Annotated in this window: 22 protein-coding genes; 4 read left to right on the top strand and 18 right to left on the bottom strand. The window is 35.4% G+C overall.

Features of this window, described 5'->3' with window-relative positions:
* Positions 1-996 (top strand): UPF0104 family protein, encoded by a 996-nt coding sequence (locus MEFER_RS04865; RefSeq protein WP_015791511.1) that lies wholly within the window; start codon positions 1-3, stop codon positions 994-996.
* Here MEFER_RS04865 and MEFER_RS04860 read toward each other — a convergent pair whose 3' ends face one another.
* Both MEFER_RS04860 and MEFER_RS04855 read right to left on the bottom strand, forming a co-directional pair.
* A complete protein-coding gene (locus tag MEFER_RS04860; protein ID WP_015791510.1) occupies positions 997-1,869 on the bottom strand; it encodes a topoisomerase DNA-binding C4 zinc finger domain-containing protein in 873 nt (290 codons plus the stop codon).
* A 149-nt stretch (positions 1,870-2,018) separates the two neighbouring features.
* Positions 2,019-3,452: a thiamine pyrophosphate-binding protein gene (locus MEFER_RS04855; RefSeq protein WP_015791509.1), complete on the bottom strand. Its 1,434-nt coding sequence runs from the start codon at positions 3,450-3,452 to the stop codon at positions 2,019-2,021.
* 91 nt (positions 3,453-3,543) lie between these two features.
* On the opposite strand from MEFER_RS04855, the gene MEFER_RS04850 reads away from it, so the two are divergent.
* The 3 genes from MEFER_RS04850 (at position 3,544) to MEFER_RS04840 (ending at position 5,135) form a co-directional block, all read left to right on the top strand.
* Positions 3,544-4,278, top strand: a complete 735-nt coding sequence (locus MEFER_RS04850; RefSeq protein ID WP_015791508.1) for a phosphatase PAP2 family protein — start codon at positions 3,544-3,546, stop codon at positions 4,276-4,278.
* Positions 4,259-4,789 carry a YkgJ family cysteine cluster protein gene (locus MEFER_RS04845; RefSeq protein ID WP_015791507.1) on the top strand — a complete coding sequence of 177 codons (531 nt, stop codon included), beginning with the start codon at positions 4,259-4,261 and terminating at the stop codon, positions 4,787-4,789. The genes MEFER_RS04850 and MEFER_RS04845 overlap by 20 nt, the downstream gene beginning before the upstream one ends.
* 112 nt (positions 4,790-4,901) lie before the next feature.
* Positions 4,902-5,135 (top strand): TRAM domain-containing protein, encoded by a 234-nt coding sequence (locus MEFER_RS04840; protein ID WP_015791506.1) that lies wholly within the window; start codon positions 4,902-4,904, stop codon positions 5,133-5,135.
* A 63-nt stretch (positions 5,136-5,198) separates the two neighbouring features.
* On the opposite strand, the gene MEFER_RS04835 is transcribed toward MEFER_RS04840, so the two are convergent.
* From MEFER_RS04835 to mcrD, 16 genes are all read right to left on the bottom strand, one after another.
* Positions 5,199-6,155, bottom strand: coding sequence for a GltB/FmdC/FwdC-like GXGXG domain-containing protein (locus MEFER_RS04835; protein WP_015791505.1), 957 nt, complete (start codon positions 6,153-6,155; stop codon positions 5,199-5,201).
* A gap of 116 nt (positions 6,156-6,271) precedes the next feature.
* Complete coding sequence (locus MEFER_RS04830) at positions 6,272-6,514, bottom strand: 50S ribosomal protein L14e (RefSeq protein ID WP_015791504.1); 243 nt, start codon at positions 6,512-6,514, stop codon at positions 6,272-6,274.
* A 76-nt stretch (positions 6,515-6,590) separates the two neighbouring features.
* A complete protein-coding gene (cmk, locus tag MEFER_RS04825) occupies positions 6,591-7,127 on the bottom strand; it encodes a (d)CMP kinase (RefSeq protein ID WP_015791503.1) in 537 nt (178 codons plus the stop codon).
* Between the two features lie 68 nt (positions 7,128-7,195).
* Positions 7,196-7,465: a 50S ribosomal protein L34e gene (locus tag MEFER_RS04820; protein WP_015791502.1), complete on the bottom strand. Its 270-nt coding sequence runs from the start codon at positions 7,463-7,465 to the stop codon at positions 7,196-7,198.
* A 257-nt stretch (positions 7,466-7,722) separates the two neighbouring features.
* On the bottom strand, positions 7,723-8,682 hold the full coding sequence (mtrH, locus tag MEFER_RS04815; protein ID WP_015791501.1) for a tetrahydromethanopterin S-methyltransferase subunit H: 960 nt from the start codon (positions 8,680-8,682) through the stop codon (positions 7,723-7,725).
* A gap of 21 nt (positions 8,683-8,703) precedes the next feature.
* Positions 8,704-8,940 carry a tetrahydromethanopterin S-methyltransferase subunit MtrG gene (mtrG, locus tag MEFER_RS04810; protein WP_015791500.1) on the bottom strand — a complete coding sequence of 79 codons (237 nt, stop codon included), beginning with the start codon at positions 8,938-8,940 and terminating at the stop codon, positions 8,704-8,706.
* 4 nt (positions 8,941-8,944) lie between these two features.
* A complete protein-coding gene (gene mtrA / locus MEFER_RS04805; protein WP_015791499.1) occupies positions 8,945-9,706 on the bottom strand; it encodes a tetrahydromethanopterin S-methyltransferase subunit A in 762 nt (253 codons plus the stop codon).
* A 22-nt stretch (positions 9,707-9,728) separates the two neighbouring features.
* The gene (gene mtrA / locus MEFER_RS04800) at positions 9,729-10,454 is read right to left on the bottom strand and encodes a tetrahydromethanopterin S-methyltransferase subunit A (RefSeq protein WP_015791498.1); all 726 of its coding nucleotides are present in this window, start codon (positions 10,452-10,454) and stop codon (positions 9,729-9,731) included.
* Positions 10,455-10,468: 14 nt separating this feature from the next.
* The gene (locus MEFER_RS04795; RefSeq protein ID WP_015791497.1) at positions 10,469-10,792 is read right to left on the bottom strand and encodes a tetrahydromethanopterin S-methyltransferase subunit B; all 324 of its coding nucleotides are present in this window, start codon (positions 10,790-10,792) and stop codon (positions 10,469-10,471) included.
* Between the two features lie 9 nt (positions 10,793-10,801).
* A complete protein-coding gene (gene mtrC / locus MEFER_RS04790) occupies positions 10,802-11,599 on the bottom strand; it encodes a tetrahydromethanopterin S-methyltransferase subunit MtrC (protein ID WP_015791496.1) in 798 nt (265 codons plus the stop codon).
* 19 nt (positions 11,600-11,618) lie between these two features.
* Positions 11,619-12,308 carry a tetrahydromethanopterin S-methyltransferase subunit D gene (gene mtrD / locus MEFER_RS04785; RefSeq protein WP_015791495.1) on the bottom strand — a complete coding sequence of 230 codons (690 nt, stop codon included), beginning with the start codon at positions 12,306-12,308 and terminating at the stop codon, positions 11,619-11,621.
* A 12-nt stretch (positions 12,309-12,320) separates the two neighbouring features.
* Positions 12,321-13,223 carry a tetrahydromethanopterin S-methyltransferase subunit E gene (mtrE, locus tag MEFER_RS04780; RefSeq protein WP_015791494.1) on the bottom strand — a complete coding sequence of 301 codons (903 nt, stop codon included), beginning with the start codon at positions 13,221-13,223 and terminating at the stop codon, positions 12,321-12,323.
* A gap of 170 nt (positions 13,224-13,393) precedes the next feature.
* The gene (gene mcrA / locus MEFER_RS04775; protein WP_015791493.1) at positions 13,394-15,055 is read right to left on the bottom strand and encodes a coenzyme-B sulfoethylthiotransferase subunit alpha; all 1,662 of its coding nucleotides are present in this window, start codon (positions 15,053-15,055) and stop codon (positions 13,394-13,396) included.
* Between the two features lie 103 nt (positions 15,056-15,158).
* Positions 15,159-15,941 carry a coenzyme-B sulfoethylthiotransferase subunit gamma gene (gene mcrG, locus MEFER_RS04770; protein ID WP_015791492.1) on the bottom strand — a complete coding sequence of 261 codons (783 nt, stop codon included), beginning with the start codon at positions 15,939-15,941 and terminating at the stop codon, positions 15,159-15,161.
* Between the two features lie 9 nt (positions 15,942-15,950).
* The gene (gene mcrC, locus MEFER_RS04765; protein WP_015791491.1) at positions 15,951-16,553 is read right to left on the bottom strand and encodes a methyl-coenzyme M reductase I operon protein C; all 603 of its coding nucleotides are present in this window, start codon (positions 16,551-16,553) and stop codon (positions 15,951-15,953) included.
* A 1-nt stretch (position 16,554) separates the two neighbouring features.
* A complete protein-coding gene (gene mcrD / locus MEFER_RS04760) occupies positions 16,555-17,043 on the bottom strand; it encodes a methyl-coenzyme M reductase operon protein D (protein ID WP_015791490.1) in 489 nt (162 codons plus the stop codon).
* Positions 17,044-17,055 lie beyond the last annotated feature (12 nt).

Raw genomic sequence — 17,055 nt, 5'->3', positions numbered from 1 at the left:
ATGAGAATTAGAATTACAAAATCTTCTATACTTTTTATCATAAGTATTGCCTTTATACTGCTTTTGCTGATATATATTGGAATATACGAGATATTTCAAACACTGATTAGTGCGGACCCAATGTACATAATATTGGCTGTTATTTTGCAAATTATTGTTTCTTTGATGTTGGCTATGAGGTGGAGGTATATAACAAAGATTTTGGGGTATAAAGTATCGATAAAAAATCTTCTTTTACTCGTTTTAATGGGGCAATTTATTAATAACATAACTCCCTCTATGAAGGGGGGAGGGGAGGCGTTTAGGGCTTATTATCTATCAAAACTTGAAAAAATTCCAAAAGGTTTAACATTCTCTACAGTTGTGGTTGAGAGGGTTTTAGATACAGGTATATTTTTATTTTTCACATTGTTTGTAATCGGATACTTTGTAATTAAAGGGTTTAAGTATCTTGAATATTTAATTTTAGCATGGGTTTTTCTGTTTCTTTTAACTGCAATAACCATTTATTTGATAATAAATAAAAAACTCCTAATTAAAATAGTTACTAAGGCTTCGAGATTTATTTGTAAATACTGCTCTTACAATTACGATGAGGAAAAGATATTAAAGTCTATTGATGAATTTTACAACAGCATGAAATTTTTAAAAAATAGAAAAGCTAGCGAGGTTTTTGTAGCAGTATTTTTATCCATTGGCTGGTATGCTCTTGATATATTAAAGGTTTGGCTGTTATTCTTATCCCTCTCCTATATCGTTTCTATTGTAAGCGTAGCTACTGTATATTTGATAACTCTTTTGTCTGGTGTTTTATCTATAACTCCCAGTGGTTTTGGAACTGCGGATACGATAATGATTCTTTCTTTTTCTGCTTTCAGGATTTCCCCTTCAGTTGCTGCAGCAGTTACCTTGCTGGATAGGTTTGTATCTTACATAATTCCAACAATTTTTGGCTATATCTCAATGTTAATCATAAAGAAAGAACTTGAAAAATAATTATTTCTTTGGGAATCTTCTATATAGGCAATTTGGATAATTTGTACATCCTAAAAACTCTCCTTTTCTTGTTTTAACTACCCTCAACTTAGCCCCACACCATGGGCATGTGTTATCATCTATCTTTGACATTATATCCAATATAGCAGGATTTTTGTTACATAACCTTTCTTTGTTGTAAATTATTTTGTTGTTTATTGTATCAACATAAACTATGAAGTTTTTAAATAGATAGGAGTTTTCTAAGTCAATTATGATTTTCCCATTTTCAACCCTTATTCCAGGAGTTATTTGCATGTTTGTTTTTATTGGAATTAAATAATAGCCCTGCCCAGAGTATTCTAAAATTCCCATGTTGTATTTTATTCTCCCAATTAGCCAATTATAATCCCTATTTGCCATGAATCTTATTGTTTCTTCGATATTATCGAACATATTCCTCTCTTTTACATTATCCAGAACTTCTTTAATAAACTCATCCTCTTCGTAACCTTTTGTTAGCATTTCAGTGGCTTTTTCAATGAACTCTGCTTTATCAAATTTTATTAATAATAAGAGTCCGTTAAATGCATTTGCAACAACGTATTTTTCCTTCTCAATAATATCTCTCCTATCAAAAATGTAATAAATCCTTGCAAAAACCTGCTTTTGTCCTTTTGGAGAAACAACTTTTTTAAGTTCAAAATCTTTTTGATAGGAATTTGTTACTCCATAATAAAAAACGGGCATTTTGGCATTTTCTAATCCTATTATTGAAATAAATCCTTCAGGGACTTTCCAACTTTGTTCATAAGTTTCAGGGTTTAATTTAGTAACATTAAAGTGTAAATCTTTTGATAGAATTTCAAATAGCTCATTTAATGTTTCTCCCATGCTATCCCTCCGTAAAATTTAAAATTTCTAAAACAACAATTTTTAATAAAATCCGGGAAAATTATTTTTGTTTTGATGAAATGGAAAGCTTTGCTTTCCAGTTATGAAAATCTATATGATTTTCATTTAACTTTTTCTAAAAGTTTCATTTACATATTTGGTTTCGGTAATGGTTCGTTTTCTGTTTCAACAACCATTAATAAAGGTTTATTTTTCTTTAGATAGTTTTTAATTTCAGAGCTAATTTCATCAGCTTTTTCAATGTAACAGTTGTCTATTCCAAAAGCATCGGCTATTTTGTTAAAGTTGGGGTTTTTTATCTTACAAAACTCAGCTAAGCCATTGTTTTTCATAACAACCATTAAGATTTTTAAACCATATTCAGAAACCACCTGTAGTTCTTCAATATTCATCAAAAATCCTCCATCCCCACTGATTAATACAACCTCCTTATCTATGTTGAAATCAATAGTTCCAAATTTCACGCCAATAGATGCAGGCAAACCAAACCCCATACTTCCAAATGAATGTGAGGAAATAATATTTCTTGGGACAACGCAGGTTTTTAATAGGCATGTAAATACCGTATGCTTTCCAGCATCTGTAACAATTATTGCATCTTTTGGGACATTTTCAATGATCTCATTTATTTTATTTGAATAATCTCCAGAAGGTGAAAATTTTTTATTATTTTTATTTTTATTTATCCAATTGTTATTTTTTAAATCCAAATTTTCAAAAAATTCTTTTAACTCTTTGATATTTTTTGGTTTTAAATGTATATTTTCAGTTTTATTTAAAAGCTTTTCCCTAACACTTTCCACATATGTGTTGTAAGATAATGATGAACCAATGTTTATTATTTTATCAGCTTCTAATAAAGATTTTAAATCCCCCCTCCTACCAACTAAGCCTATGCAGTTATCAACCTCTTCGCTAATAACTCCTCTCGCTGGAAATGTTGTAGCTATGGGGCAATTTAATTCCTTTAGTATTTTTGATATTTTTAACATATCTTTATAGCTTAAAGTTCCAAATATCCCCTGTCCAATTAAAAACAGTGGTTTTTTAGCAGCTACATCAACATTATTTACATCATATCCAACATCATCACTTATATTTATATATGCATCTATATTTATATCTTTTACCTCCTCTTTATACAAATCAGCAGGGATGTTTAGCTGAACTGGCTTTTTGTTTGTTAAGCAGTCGTTGAATGCATTAACAACATAATTTATATCTGCCTTATCAACAAAATATCCTTTATAAAAATTTAAAAAATCCATATTTATCTCTTGGAAATAATTTTTACCAATATACTTTCTCTGACACCTTCCTGTTATTGCCAAAACGGATGAGTTGTCTTTATATGCGTTGGCTATTGGTGTAGTTAAATTTGTGCTTCCAGGACCTGCAGTTGCTAAACAAACTCCCAAATAGTTTGTTATTCTTGCATAGCCATCCGCCATAAAGCCAGCTCCTCTTTCATCCCTAACCATAACATTTTTTATACCACTGCCTTCAATTTCATTATATAATTCAGCTATCTGCTCTCCAGGGTAAGAAAATACCGTTTTCACATTTTTTTCTAAAAAATCTACTATGGCATCTAAAAATCTAATAATCTCACCTTAATATTTTATAGATAGCTAATTTACATGGTGGTATTTCATGGATAAGAGAATTTTAGTTAGATTGGTAACATATCCTATAGCTTATATAATGTGGGGAGGGTTGATGTGGTATTCCCAAATTGTAGAGCCTATTGATGCAACAAATTTGTTATTAAATTTGCCCTTATGTAATAAAGAATTTTATCTGATTTTGCAGACCTTGCCAAATATTGTTATTGAATTTTTTAAAATTATTTATTTATACGGGTTTTCTCTTATGATTGTTGGAGGCATTGCCTATTATTTATTTATAAAGAAAGATTTTTTAAAGAGCGATATTATCTTGATTGATTTGGCTTTAGGTTGGCTCATTGCTGGCTTAATATATACTATTGTTGTTGTTCAATCTCCATTCCAGGTTGGAGTTGCTAAAGATTTGATAAATAGTGATTATTTTTGGATATTTACAAAGCCCACCTATGAAATTCCATCATTGCATACAGCGTATTCGTTTTTGTTGGCATTGCATTTCAAAGATGAAAAATATTTAAATTATATTTACTTTACTTTAGCAGTATTAATCCCAATATCAACTTTAATTATGGGAATGCACTGGGTTGTTGATGTTATTACAGGAATTTTTTATGGTTATGCTATATATAAATTCCCTAAAACTCTACACTTAAAGATTAATAAGGCGTTAGATTTTTTAGCTGGGCATATAAAGCCATGCATTTTGTGTGGAAACTGCAAAATTAGTGAAAGGGAGGGCTATGAAAAACAAAGAAAATAAAATAAAATTTGATGTTTATTTGGGTGGGATAGCTTACCATTGTATAAAATGTGGGTTTTGTTGCGATGCTCCAACAGTCACAAAAAAGGATTTGGCAAAGATAGCAGGGTATTTAAAAATTCCACTTTCTGAAGTTCTTGAAAAATACGTTGGATTTTTCAATGGTCGTATAGGAGAACTTAAAGAAGTCGGCGGAAAATGCATATTTTTAGATAGAAAAACCAAAAAATGTAAGATTTATAAGGCCAGACCTTTAATTTGTAGGCTTAGACCTTACTCAGTTCAGCTTAGAGATGGAAAGTTAACTTTAACTTACGATATATGGTTTTTAAGATATTGTAGGGGGCTTTATTTGGGAAATGACAAAGTTAGAGATGAATATTTTAAATATGCTGAACTTGTTTTGAAGTATTTGGGATTTGAGGAATGTGTTGAGGAAGAGGAGTTTAAAAAAGCTAAGGAGAGGTTATTGGAAGAATCTTTAAAGTTTAGGAGAGTTACGGTTGAGTAAAAAATATAGAAATATTTGCACATCCATAAGTATTTATACCCCTTTTGACAAGGTTATTGTTGAGCGAAATGCGATGAAATATTTGATACTACTTTGAAATTTGGTGAATTAAATGTTTAATAATAAAGGAAGAAGAAATGTAAGAAATAATGAAGTTAGAAGAAATGTTCCTGTTAAAGAAGGCGAAACCTACACAGTTACAATTGAAGATATGGGAAGAGGCGGAGACGGAATAGCAAGAATTGAAGGATTCGTAGTCTTCGTACCTGAAACACAAAAAGGAGATACAGTAGATGTAAAAATAACAGCAGTTAAAAATAAGTTTGCATTTGCAGAAAAAATTTAAAATCTCTTCATAAGGTTTAGCTAAACCTTTAATACTTTTTTACTTTTAAAATAATTTAAAGAATTATAAAAATTTGTAGAATTTGCCAGAATATCCAAGGGATTTTAGAAATTCCATATCATTCTTATCCAAGTTATACTTTTTTGTTGGAGGAACTTCTTTACCTTCTCTTGCGTATATAACCCCACCTTTCTTTTTAGCTCCCAAATACTTTCCTGCATTTCCATCAACAACTATTACACCATCTTTCATTTCAAAACCAGTGAAATCATTTGTATTTCCATTAATTATAACCAATCCTCCATTTAAAACAGCTCCAGTGTTTTTCCCAGCATTCCCGTTAACAACAACTCTTCCCTTCTTCATCAAAATTCCAGTGGATAAATCAACATCCCCATTAACTATAATGGTTTTTTCTTCATTCAACCTCGCTCCAACAGTATCTCTTTTTATCTTATCGTTAATCTCCAAAACTCCTCTTTTTTCATCAAATTTATTTGGTTTTAAAACTTTTTCTTCCTTATACCTATATTCAACGAATTCTGTTATCGATATAAATTTTCTATAACCTTTTATATCGCTCTCAACCTCTATAACATTACCCATTGGCTCCTTTATGTTGTTTTTTTCGTTAATATAGACAGTTCCAGACAGCATGCTTATTCCAAATCTTGTATCCACATCTCCATCAACTATAACAGCCCCAACCTTTATCCTTCCTCCACTTCCACCAAAATACTTTAAATCAACACCCATTGAAGAGCAAAATCTCTTCCCAACATTTCCTTTTATATAAATTATTCCGTTATTTTTCAGATGCTCTACAAGGGTTTTGAAAGTTATTTCATCTTTTATTTTAGTTTCTGGATTAAATTTACTCTGCCATATAAAGTTGTAGGTAAAATCACACAAACAATCTATTGGCTTATCCAACTCTAAAACTAAGACTTTATCTTTATTTTCATCTAAAAACTCGTTCAATTTCTTTTTATTTGATTTTTTGAAGATGTTAAATAGCATAAGCTCACCAAAATTGTTTTTAATATTATTTTTGTTTAAATTGTTATTTAAGGTTTTTATATCTATAAATTTAAAATAACAAATGTAAGATTGAAAAATAAAAAAGGAAAAAGGATTTATTCCTCTTTTAATAATCCAGCAGCATCTAATGCTAATTTAACTTCTTCTGTTGAAGCTCCTTTCTGAATATCAACTTTCTTTTCTGTTGGTTCTAAGTGTTTTATGTTACATCTTCTTCTTTTAACTAATCCATCAACTACAACAAAGTTTTTGTCTAATATATCTACAATAACACAAACTTTACCTGCTTCTCTTCCTGCTGTTTTTATACAAACTCTTCCTACTTCAATAGCTGGCATTTACCTCACCTCATTTTTGTTGTTGTGACTCTCGCGAATCACAACTCATCCTCCAATGAGGGAGGTTTAATATTGCCTACCTCTTTAAATTATCGATTGCAGAGGAGACAATATTAAACACTCCCTCCACGTCCCATTTTGAGCTATCAATAATTAAATCGTAAATAGATAAGTCGTCTAAATCTATGTTATAAATTTCTTTATATCTTTTTTTCTCACTACATTCTCTTTCAACCATCTTTTTTAAAGCTTCTTCTTTATCTATATTTTCTCTTTTACTGATTCTTTCAGCTCTAACCTCTAGGGGGGCTTTAAACCAAATTGTTAAATCTGGTTTAACTCCATTCTTTAATAACATCCACGCTGCCAATCTTCCCTCTAATACAATATTCCCCTGCTTTGCCATCTCTACCTGTCTTCTATCAACTTCTTCATCAATCTCTTTGTGTTGCTCAGCATATCTGCTAAATTCCTGTAAGTCCATTCCCATCTCTTTTGCCATCTCTCTGAATATAAATCCTGCACATACGTATCTCAGGCCGTATTTCTCTGCAACCATCTTTGCAATTGTAGTGGTGCCAGTCCCTGGTAGCCCCCCAATGGTGATTATCATTTATTCACCCATCCAAAATGGATTAACAATTATACAATTTTGTTATATATAAATTTTTTGAAAATTGTTTAGAGGTTTCTTGCTTTTTGAATCATCAATCTCTTTAAGCATCTTGGACATAAGTAGCCTCCGTAAGGCCTCTCAGGTCTTCTCTGTGATTTTGGCAATTTTCTTATTTGAGCTGGTCTTCCTCTTGGAACTCCGTGTAATTCAGCTCCACATACAGCACATTTTGCTTTGTTTGGTTTTCTTCTCTTGTAGTGGATAACTATTCTCCCTCCTGGGGTTCTTCTGTATATTCTTCTGTATGATCTTGACCTGTATCTTGGTGCTGGCATTTTAACTCACCTTCAATATGTTTGATTGATTAAAGAAAACTATTCATTTTGGCATGTTTGGCTAAAATTTTTATTTATCAAATTTAACGTCATTGACATATAAAAATTTAATATCATTATACCATAAGAATTAGTATTTAAACCTTTTGGTTAATAAAAGAGCTGGTTAAATTAACTTTTTAATCTAAAATTAACTTAAAAACTAAAATTGATTTTTTATTTTAATAAAAATTTGTATTAAAAAAGAATTATGGGATTTATACTAATCTGTGGATTGGGTGGTTCTCAACTGGTGTGATTCCCATATCTTTTGCAGCTTCTGCAATCATCATGTCTGTCATAGCAACTGCTGGGAATGCTAATTGAGCGTTGTCAATTGGACCGTAGAGAACAAAGTCTCCTGATGCCATAACTTGGACTATGTTTGCTCCAATATCACATACGTGGTGGATATCCTTAGCTAATTGAGTTTTACCGCTTTCTCTCAACTGTTTTCTAAATGTTCTTAACCAGTCCCATGCTGATGGAACGTTGTGAATACCACTACCAACAGGTAAACCTAATTTTGCCTTAACAGCGAATGATGCTCTAACTGCATTACCTGCTCCAGCTCCTAATGGTGTAACAGCAACGTCAACTAATGGGTATTTAATTCCAGCTTTTTCAGCTAATTCTAACATTCCTGTATCTGCTGTCTTACCACCATTTAAGAGAACGTTAATTTTACCTTCAACACTTGGATCCATTGGGTCAAAACATAAGACAATTGAAGCCTCAATATCACTTTCTACTAAGTTTTTAAACTCTTCTTCATCAATGGAAACGTTGATAGAGTTGTAAATACACTGATTGGCAAATCCAGCTTCAGTAGCTCTTTTTGCAGCAGCCATTCTTGCTTCTCTAGATGTAGAGTCCAACAACATTGGACCGTCCCAAATTTCAGCAACGAAATCAATGTAATTAATTATAGCTTCAGGTGTAGCTCCAAATACCTGAACCATTGCAGGGTTTCCAGTTATGTCTTCCATCTCTGCCTGTTTGTTAATTAAATCCTCCGCTGCTGCTTTGTCGAAGATACCTTTTCTTTCATCTTCAACAATCTTGTGTCTTGCGTAGAAAATGGTTCCTGCTAAAGCTGTTGGGTATTCTCCTGGCTGTCCACCAATTTTTCTTCCTCCAATTTCTACAACCATCTGTTCTTTTTCAAATTTGAACATAATCACATCACCTCATCATAATTATTGTGCCATTTTAACTACTAATTGCATTACATTTAGTAAGTTAGGCAATACAATTGCCACTAAGGTCCCAATAATTAAACCGTAGGCAATTCCTACATCTCTACCAACTTTTTTTCCAGCTCTTTGGAATATTTCAGCATTTGTGTTTTCTACTTTTTCTTCAAGTTCTTCAAGCTTTTCCATTAACCTTTTAAAATCCTTTGTAGGAGTAACAACAGTAGGAATTTCACTCATTTAATCACCCTATCAACATTTTTAATATAACTGGGATAATTACCAACACAAATGCCATAGCCGAACCGATTATAACACCTTGGGTGGATTTTGCAAAGACCCCTGATGCTAATTCAATATCTCTTGTCATCAATCCAACTTTGTATTCTAATTTTTCCAACAATTTATCGCAGTATTCTAAATCTGGCTCGACAACTTTTGGAATTCCTTCGATTTCAAAACCTTCCTCTTCTCCACCTTCTTTAGCTTCTCCACTTTCTAATTCGAGGACTATTGGTTCTTCGTCGATTGCTCCTGGGTCTTTGCTTATGCATTCTTTGATTGCTTGTGTTATTTTGTTGACGTCTTCGCAGTCGATTAAATCAACGACTTCGACTATTTGTCTTCTGAATCTTTCAACAGCTTCTTTGTTGACATTTTCTAAGAATGGGATAGCTCCTTTAGCTCCGATGATTCCTCCGTCGTCTCCGATACCGTTTTCCCATAATGCTTTGAGACATTGTCCTGTTAAGTGTCCTTGGACTTCTGAACCGCAGAGAACCATGAATCTGATGTTTGGGTTTGATATGTAGTTTGCTATGATTTTTTCGATACCTAAGTTTTCTGTGTGGCAAGGTCCTACGATAGCAGCTCCAGCATCAATGCAAGCCTGTTCTAAACCGTGTGAACCTAATGTTACGACTCCAACACAGCTCTCTGGGTTACCGACAACGTATTCCCCAGAGACGATAGGCCATCCTGGTGCTGGGGATTTTTTGTTAGCCATGTTTTAGCACCTCCTTATTGAATTAAATACCTAAGAGAGAGAATAGCAATATTGAAACAAACAATCCTATTGCTATTCCTTGGATTTTTCCGTTGTAATATCCTGAATTATATTTTGCAAGTAATGCAGAACTGTTTATTTTTTCAGATAATATTCTCATTCTTGCTTCTAGTAATGCAATCTCTGGAGAGGTTGGTTTTACAGTAGCTCCTTCTTCTTCTGTCCCTTCTCCTCCACTTTCTAATTCGAGGACTATTGGTTCTTCGTCGATTGCTCCTGGGTCTTTGCTTATGCATTCTTTGATTGCTTGTGTTATTTTGTTGACGTCTTCGCAGTCGATTAAATCAACGACTTCGACTATTTGTCTTCTGAATCTTTCAACAGCTTCTTTGTTGACATTTTCTAAGAATGGGATAGCTCCTTTAGCTCCGATGATTCCTCCGTCGTCTCCGATACCGTTTTCCCATAATGCTTTGAGACATTGTCCTGTTAAGTGTCCTTGGACTTCTGAACCGCAGAGAACCATGAATCTGATGTTTGGGTTTGATATGTAGTTTGCTATGATTTTTTCGATACCTAAGTTTTCTGTGTGGCAAGGTCCTACGATAGCAGCTCCAGCATCAATGCAAGCCTGTTCTAAACCGTGTGAACCTAATGTTACGACTCCAACACAGCTCTCTGGGTTACCGACAACGTATTCCCCAGAGACGATAGGCCATCCTGGTGCTGGGGATTTTTTGTTAGCCATGTTTTAGCACCTCCTTATTGAATTAAACCTGGGAATAGTTTGATTATTGTAAATATTGCAAGTGTCATAATTGCTAATGTTATCCAAAATCCAAAGAATATTCCTTTGAAGTAACCTGATATCTCGTAAACCCCATCTCTGTTTGGATATGAGAGTAATGGTGGGTTTCTTGGGTCTAATGCTCCCTCTAATGCATTGACTAACTTCTCTAATTTTTGAATTCTTTCTTCTACATGAATTAAATCAACGACGAGTACATCTTTTCTCATCTCTGCTACTAAACCAGAATCAACCTCCATAACAATGTCAAGTTCAGGACATATCTTAACAATTTCCATCTTTCCACCTTATTCCTCTTTCTTAGGAATTTCTGGGACGTATAAAACTGCACATGCGTCTTTAAATGACATCTTGACGAATTTAACATATACAATTGCCCACAATATTATTGAAACAACCATTGAGACAATATCTAACTTAACTACTGAGAATATAAACCAGCTTAGTAAACCACAAGCAACTGCCAATGTTAATGTTCTCTTATGGCTTTCATTTGGCCCTAAACATGCGTTGAATGGGTGTAATATAGCCATACCTGCTACTATAAATGCTAAAGCCATGATTCCTGAGTTTAAAGCTCCGTCAACAAATGTTGCTGGTTCTAAGCTTCCAACGTATGCTGTTGTAAATCCTAATAGAGCTAAAGCCCCTGCAACTGATAAGTAAGTCATACTTCTAACCATAATTGGGATTTTCATTCCAACAGGTTTAACTGTTAACTTACCAACTATGAATCCAACAACTAATGCAATTACCAATGTTAATATTGGAGCTACTAAATAGCTAACTCCCAATGCCTTTGGAATTAAAACTCCTGCTATTGCAGCTAATGTTCCCATACCTAAACTGATCATACCAATTGATGGGACCCCAGTACCTAAACCATATGCTGCTACTTTTCTAACAGTGTTAGCTCCTGCAACACATGCTGATGAAACTAACAAACCTCCTATTAACATTGACAAACCATAATCTGCTAAGAAATGTGCTGCATAAATACCGATCAATGATAAAACTACACCAGCCGTAAATATCTGGTTTTCAGGATAAAGTTCAGTTGCATGACCTCCTCCACCGTGTGCCATACTATCACCAAAAAATTTTTTATAATGCCATTGCTACTGCAACTATTCCACAAAGTAGTGAAGCTACGAATGCTGCAATGACTCCATTTGGCATTTTCTTGAATTTTGGATCGTGGAAACCTTCAATGGTACCTCCGATGTTGTATGATGCAAGAACTGCGTTAATAAAGAAGAAACCAATTGCTAACATTCCTGCAATTCCTGCAGAGAATCCAAGGGTTATCAATGCAATGTAAGCTAAAGCTCCTCCAATTCCTCCTAAAGCAGCTCCTATTAAACCACTAACGTAACAAACGGTTGGAACTCCGTGTCCTGTAGTTCCTGGTGTAACATAAGGTTTTTGAGGATCTTTTGTTATTGGATCAACTTCACATTTATCTGCAGCTGGAACTACACCAACTCCAAACACATAAATTAACTGCCCAACTAACATTGTTACTCCAAGCATGATCATTGAACCAACAGCCCCTGATAATAAGATTAACAAGAATCCTAAACCATCAATTCCTACTTTTGATGCCATTACTGCAGCAGCCATTAATCCTGTGAAACCTGCCCCTGCTGCTAACTGGGTTGTACCGGTACCTACCCCAGTAGATGTTGCCATCGCTGCTGGAGCCCCTCCGACAGGGACAAAGTGAACACTTGCGTTAATTATTGCTCCTGCAATAGTTATTTCAGCTAATGAAATTAACAAACTTGCATCCATAAAATATCACCCTTACTTTGTATATGGACCGTATTTGTTTCTTGCAAAGACCTCAACTTTTCTGTTTGCTATAGCTAAGAGGGCTACGATTATTAAACCTATAACCACTGAGATGGTTGATGCTGAAATAACATTTCCTCCCTGTAATACGTCTCCAATAACTCCTCTCCAACCGTCTAAGAAGACGATTAGACCAAAACATAATCCAGTTAATGGACCTCCCAATCTTGAACAGAAGTATGATGAATCCATTCCGTTTCTTAAACCATATTCTGCTTTAACATCTATATCTCCATGGTTAGCAACAGGAACTCCTCCTCCAAATGGATATTTCTGGTATTCTCTTTCAGCACCATAGTGAACGTCTCCAGTTGATGAACCAATTGCCCCAACAGTAATTCCAAATATCAATGCAATCAATGGCAATGGGAATGGGTTTCCTAATACAGTGTTAGCTAAGTAAGCCATTAAAACCATACAAAAGACAGCGATAAAACCATGTCCAACAATTGGTCCTATGTGGCTCATTACAATATCCCAGTAAACTGGTTGACCGAAGTTCTTTGACTGCCCTACAATTCTTCCGAGGTATGCTGAAATAGCGTAAGCTCCATGAACAAGGGCAGCAACACCAGCTCCTAAGACCATTGCTAAAAGTGGAGTTACTCCCAACTGCATAATAGCGTAAGCAACTGATCCAGCTACTGCGACATATAAACCATAAGCTACAGGCTCTCCAGATATAGCTTTGTTAAAGTATCTGTGAATATTCCCCATCTGTGGGGCTAACTGAACCTGTGAGTTTGGGTTTGACTGGGAACCTACATCAGATTCTAAATCTTCTGCACATCCGGCAATTGTAGCTAATGCACCACTTAACGCTAAAGCCCCAAGGGCTATTAGTGTTGCATCCATCCTATCACCTCATTTTACATAAAAGTTAGTTTTTTATAGGTTAATATATAAGGTTTTCTATTTGATTCTGGTAAAATTCCCTTAATTATTATTTAACTTTCTTTTAGTTACGTTTTCCTACGTTTTAATGTTCTTAACAATACCAACATAAAAAAATAAAAATTTAGGATTTAGTGAGCTGGAATGATTGGGTCTCTTTCTCCAGCAGGTTCGAATTCTCTTAATGCACCTCTTGCGAATTCTTTTCTTGGGTATCTGAAGTCGAAGACTAATGATGGGTCTGCGAATGCAACTTTAATTAATGGGTTCAATGCAAACGCATCCCCTCTTGCTGAGTGAGCTGCCTGTGTAATTCCTGCATATTCTCCTTGGTGACCGACGTTCATTGCGTAGTTTGGATAGTTAGGTCCTCTCAATTCTAATGGCGAACCTTCATCGTTTCTGAAGGATAAAGAGTTTGCAGCTCCACACTGATCTTGCAAGTCGTATCCATAGAATCCTAATCTGCTGTGGTATTCTTTATGTAATATCTGGCTTAAATACCATCCGTTAAGTCCAGCGTTTGAGTTTCCAGTAGCTAATGCTGTTGTAATACCTGCTGCAGCTGCTGTAACCCCTGCTCTTTGCGAACCTCCAAAGTGGTCTTCTAATAAAGCTGGGAAGCTATCATACTGCTCTAAACCGTATAAGGTAACTTCTGTTGCTATATCTTCAACAACATCCATTGTTGGTTTTACGCTGTTGCATCCACCATATTTTTTGGTTATGTAGTCATATCCATAGTATGAGAAGTCATCCAAGATGTCATCTGTATAGGTTGCTGTAGCATACTGAGTAAATCCTACTCCTCCAGACATGTATCCTCCTAACCAGATTTGGTCATACAACATTGCTCCTGAAGCAACAACCTCTAATGACTGCTCAACTGGGTCATCTGAAACTCTTGATGTTTGAACGATATCTGCCAAGACTCCGAAAAAGATACCTCCTGGTTCATTTGGCCCTCTTGCTCTTCTTGCTGGTAAGAATGAAGCCATTTGAATGACATCAGCGTGCTTAGCTGCGTACGAGAAGTCAGCGATAGCAGCCTCCCCAGCACAGAGCTTGTATGCTGTAATGAATGACATTCCAATCTGCATTGCACTCCATCTTGCTATTGTACCTCCATCACAAACTCTACCAACTAATGTTGGAACTCTTGAAACTTGGTATGTTCTCTTACCAATTGCCTGTTTTATTTGTTCAGCTTGTTCTTCTGGGAATAACTTATTGATATCGATTAAGAATCTTTTATCGATTTCATCAGCTAACTCATCGTCTCCTGTGAATATCTTAGCGTAACAGTCCCAAACTAATCCTGGGTGGACCTCAACCATGTGCTCCTGAACAACAGCCCCTCCTGGTAAAGCGTGGTTAATTGTCTCCATGTATTCGTTGATTGTTTCTGGGGTAACTTCAACCCCTAACCTCTTCTCTAATACAGCGTGAGCTGTATCCATACCAACGATAACTGTTCTTCTTATGTCATCCCAGAATTGCTGCATTGCAGCGTTGTTCATGAAGTGTAAGTCGTCTCCTTCGACAATTGCATCTGTATTTGAAACTTTGTAAGGCATTAATTTTCTTTGCCCTAATGGAACCCCAATGTCTGGGTTGTAGAATGGAATTCCTCCTCTCTTCTCAATCAATTTTTGAGCAACTTCAACGAATTCTCTTTTTCTTGCTGACTGTCTCCATCCACCGAAGATGTAGAACTTAGTGTATTTTTCCTTTGGATCTTCTTCAAACTTCTCCTTCAATGCTTTTAAGAATAATCTTTTTTCAGCTTCCATCAGGCTCACCTCTGTGAGGACGTTTTATTTTTGTTTATTTTAAGTTTTAATTTGATAGCAGCAGGTTGTTGGAAAGAGTTTTAAGGTTTAAGGCTTAGCCCATTTAGAGTTTCTCAAAGACATCTTCAACTGGTAAGAATCCACCTAATGTTCTTGCTCTGTGGATTCTCTTAACGACTGTTAATAACTCTTCGTCTTCTCTCATTGGAACTCCGTCAATTCTGTAGATTGTTGTGATTTCTTTTAATTTTTCTTCTGGCAATGGTTCTCCAACGTCTACTGGCTCGTCTAATGGTCTTCCAACCTGGTCTTTAACGTAAACGACGTGTCCTGTTTTTTCGTCATAGACGTATCTCTGCAATGCGTCAAACATTAAACCGTTTTCATCCAATCTTAATGAGTGCCCGTGAACGGTAGCCCCTCTGATACCAACTCTTGCTGGGTCAAAGAATGCTGTATCGAGCAAGAAGTTCTTTGATAATGCTTCTAAGTCACTTTCTCTCATCTCGATAACTTGTCTTCCTGATAATGTTCCAGTATCTACTCCTCTAAATCTCCACATGTATGTTCTTGCTCTATCGTATGGCTGAGCTGGAGCGAAGTACATTGAGTCAGCAAACTGGATGTATCTAATTCTGTGTCCTTCTTTAGCTCCGTTAATTGGCTCAACTAAATCTCTTACGTAGTCTTCTGGTAAGTCCATTTCTTCTAATGGTGGGTGAACTGTCTTGTAATCTTCTCCTGGTTGTCTGTGTCCCATTATTTTAACGACATCATCATCTGGGATGTCTCTTAACTTTTCCAACTGAACATCTGGGTTCATGTGGTCTCTTCTATTTTGGGCAATTTTTGTCTGACCTGGGTAGAACTGTGGCTTGTATGCCATACAATCACCTCAATTTGAGTTTAAGTGAAGTTTTATTTTTCTTATTATCTCATCAATTTTACTTTGAGGACATGATTCTCCTCTAATCACTCCTGTTACAATATCAACAACCATTCCTTCAGTTTTAGGCTCCAAAGGCATAACGTTTCTTGTCTTTATTCCATATTTGGCAAGATCCTCCATGTCTACAGGAGCTTGACAGACAATGATTGTTGGAATTTTTACATATTTTAAGAGGAGCTCAGCTTTATAGACGATATGGCTAATAACGTTTCCGAAATGTACAACACAAAGTTTGTGCCTATTTATTTGTTCAGCCTCTTCTGGCTTGATACCAAAGGTGGATCCTAAAGCTCCTCTTGGAGCATCGTGTGGAATTCCTGACCCAGCATTTAATACAAGAACGCTTGTTTGAATCCCTGCTTCTCTTATTCCATAGGTTATTTCACATACGGGTTTTGTTATGTGCCTCCTTCCTGGTGACATCGCTACTACTACTACATCATTCCTCAAAGCCTCTGCAAACGTCCCTCTCTGTGCTAATCCTCCTCCTTCTCCTAATCCCATTACTGACCTACAATCAACGATTTGCTCTCTTCTTCCTACTGGCATATTACTCATCTTTTTCTTCTTTTTCTACAACTGTAAGGGAGTTTGCCATTCTACTTCTTGGATCAACCATCCCTATTAATCTTCTATCCATTTCATTTATTAGGAAGACCCCATCTTCCCCATATTTTAGGTAATCAGTAACTGTTGGCCTATCTTTTAGGAATTTACCAACTTTTAAGTTGTATCCAAATGGAAACATTTCTTTGCATATGGCATCTAATTTATCTAACTCACTATCATCACTGAGGGTTATCCAGAATCTCCCTGCCATCACTGTTAGCTCCATTGGAACTCCTTTAACATGTATTATTTTCCTCTCTGTGTGGTTTACTGGCAGACCTCTTGCCGGTCCATAAGTGATAACTTTGGGGAGGGGCTGACCGTGGATTACAACTCTCTCCACGGTCTTTAGGTCATATATTTTGTTGAGGAATTTTTCGGTTGTAGAAGCTTTCAAATATCTATGTGGGAAGACTTCAACTTCAATCATTACAATCACATA

This window comes from Methanocaldococcus fervens AG86 (genome assembly GCF_000023985.1).
GTDB classification, from domain to species: Archaea; AGJL01; Methanococci; order Methanococcales; family Methanocaldococcaceae; genus Methanocaldococcus; species Methanocaldococcus fervens.
This window is presented reverse-complemented; position numbering and strand designations above follow the sequence as displayed.

Bases quoted from the DNA above. Each gene is read 5' to 3' on its own strand.
- mtrH (WP_015791501.1), bottom strand. From the start codon at position 8,682: ATGTTCAAATTTGAAAAAGAACAGATGGTTGTAGAAATTGGAGGAAGA.
- MEFER_RS04845 (WP_015791507.1), top strand. From the start codon at position 4,259: ATGAAAAACAAAGAAAATAAAATAAAATTTGATGTTTATTTGGGTGGG.
- mtrG (WP_015791500.1), bottom strand. From the start codon at position 8,940: ATGAGTGAAATTCCTACTGTTGTTACTCCTACAAAGGATTTTAAAAGG.
- MEFER_RS04795 (WP_015791497.1), bottom strand. From the start codon at position 10,792: ATGGAAATTGTTAAGATATGTCCTGAACTTGACATTGTTATGGAGGTT.
- mtrA (WP_015791499.1), bottom strand. From the start codon at position 9,706: ATGGCTAACAAAAAATCCCCAGCACCAGGATGGCCTATCGTCTCTGGG.
- mcrA (WP_015791493.1), bottom strand. From the start codon at position 15,055: ATGGAAGCTGAAAAAAGATTATTCTTAAAAGCATTGAAGGAGAAGTTT.
- MEFER_RS04820 (WP_015791502.1), bottom strand. From the start codon at position 7,465: ATGCCAGCACCAAGATACAGGTCAAGATCATACAGAAGAATATACAGA.
- MEFER_RS04840 (WP_015791506.1), top strand. From the start codon at position 4,902: ATGTTTAATAATAAAGGAAGAAGAAATGTAAGAAATAATGAAGTTAGA.
- mtrA (WP_015791498.1), bottom strand. From the start codon at position 10,454: ATGGCTAACAAAAAATCCCCAGCACCAGGATGGCCTATCGTCTCTGGG.
- MEFER_RS04850 (WP_015791508.1), top strand. From the start codon at position 3,544: ATGGATAAGAGAATTTTAGTTAGATTGGTAACATATCCTATAGCTTAT.
- mtrC (WP_015791496.1), bottom strand. From the start codon at position 11,599: ATGGCACACGGTGGAGGAGGTCATGCAACTGAACTTTATCCTGAAAAC.
- cmk (WP_015791503.1), bottom strand. From the start codon at position 7,127: ATGATAATCACCATTGGGGGGCTACCAGGGACTGGCACCACTACAATT.
- MEFER_RS04865 (WP_015791511.1), top strand. From the start codon at position 1: ATGAGAATTAGAATTACAAAATCTTCTATACTTTTTATCATAAGTATT.
- MEFER_RS04830 (WP_015791504.1), bottom strand. From the start codon at position 6,514: ATGCCAGCTATTGAAGTAGGAAGAGTTTGTATAAAAACAGCAGGAAGA.
- mcrC (WP_015791491.1), bottom strand. From the start codon at position 16,553: ATGCCAGTAGGAAGAAGAGAGCAAATCGTTGATTGTAGGTCAGTAATG.
- mcrD (WP_015791490.1), bottom strand. From the start codon at position 17,043: ATGATTGAAGTTGAAGTCTTCCCACATAGATATTTGAAAGCTTCTACA.
- mcrG (WP_015791492.1), bottom strand. From the start codon at position 15,941: ATGGCATACAAGCCACAGTTCTACCCAGGTCAGACAAAAATTGCCCAA.
- MEFER_RS04835 (WP_015791505.1), bottom strand. From the start codon at position 6,155: ATGCTATTTAACATCTTCAAAAAATCAAATAAAAAGAAATTGAACGAG.
- mtrD (WP_015791495.1), bottom strand. From the start codon at position 12,308: ATGGATGCAAGTTTGTTAATTTCATTAGCTGAAATAACTATTGCAGGA.
- mtrE (WP_015791494.1), bottom strand. From the start codon at position 13,223: ATGGATGCAACACTAATAGCCCTTGGGGCTTTAGCGTTAAGTGGTGCA.
- MEFER_RS04860 (WP_015791510.1), bottom strand. From the start codon at position 1,869: ATGGGAGAAACATTAAATGAGCTATTTGAAATTCTATCAAAAGATTTA.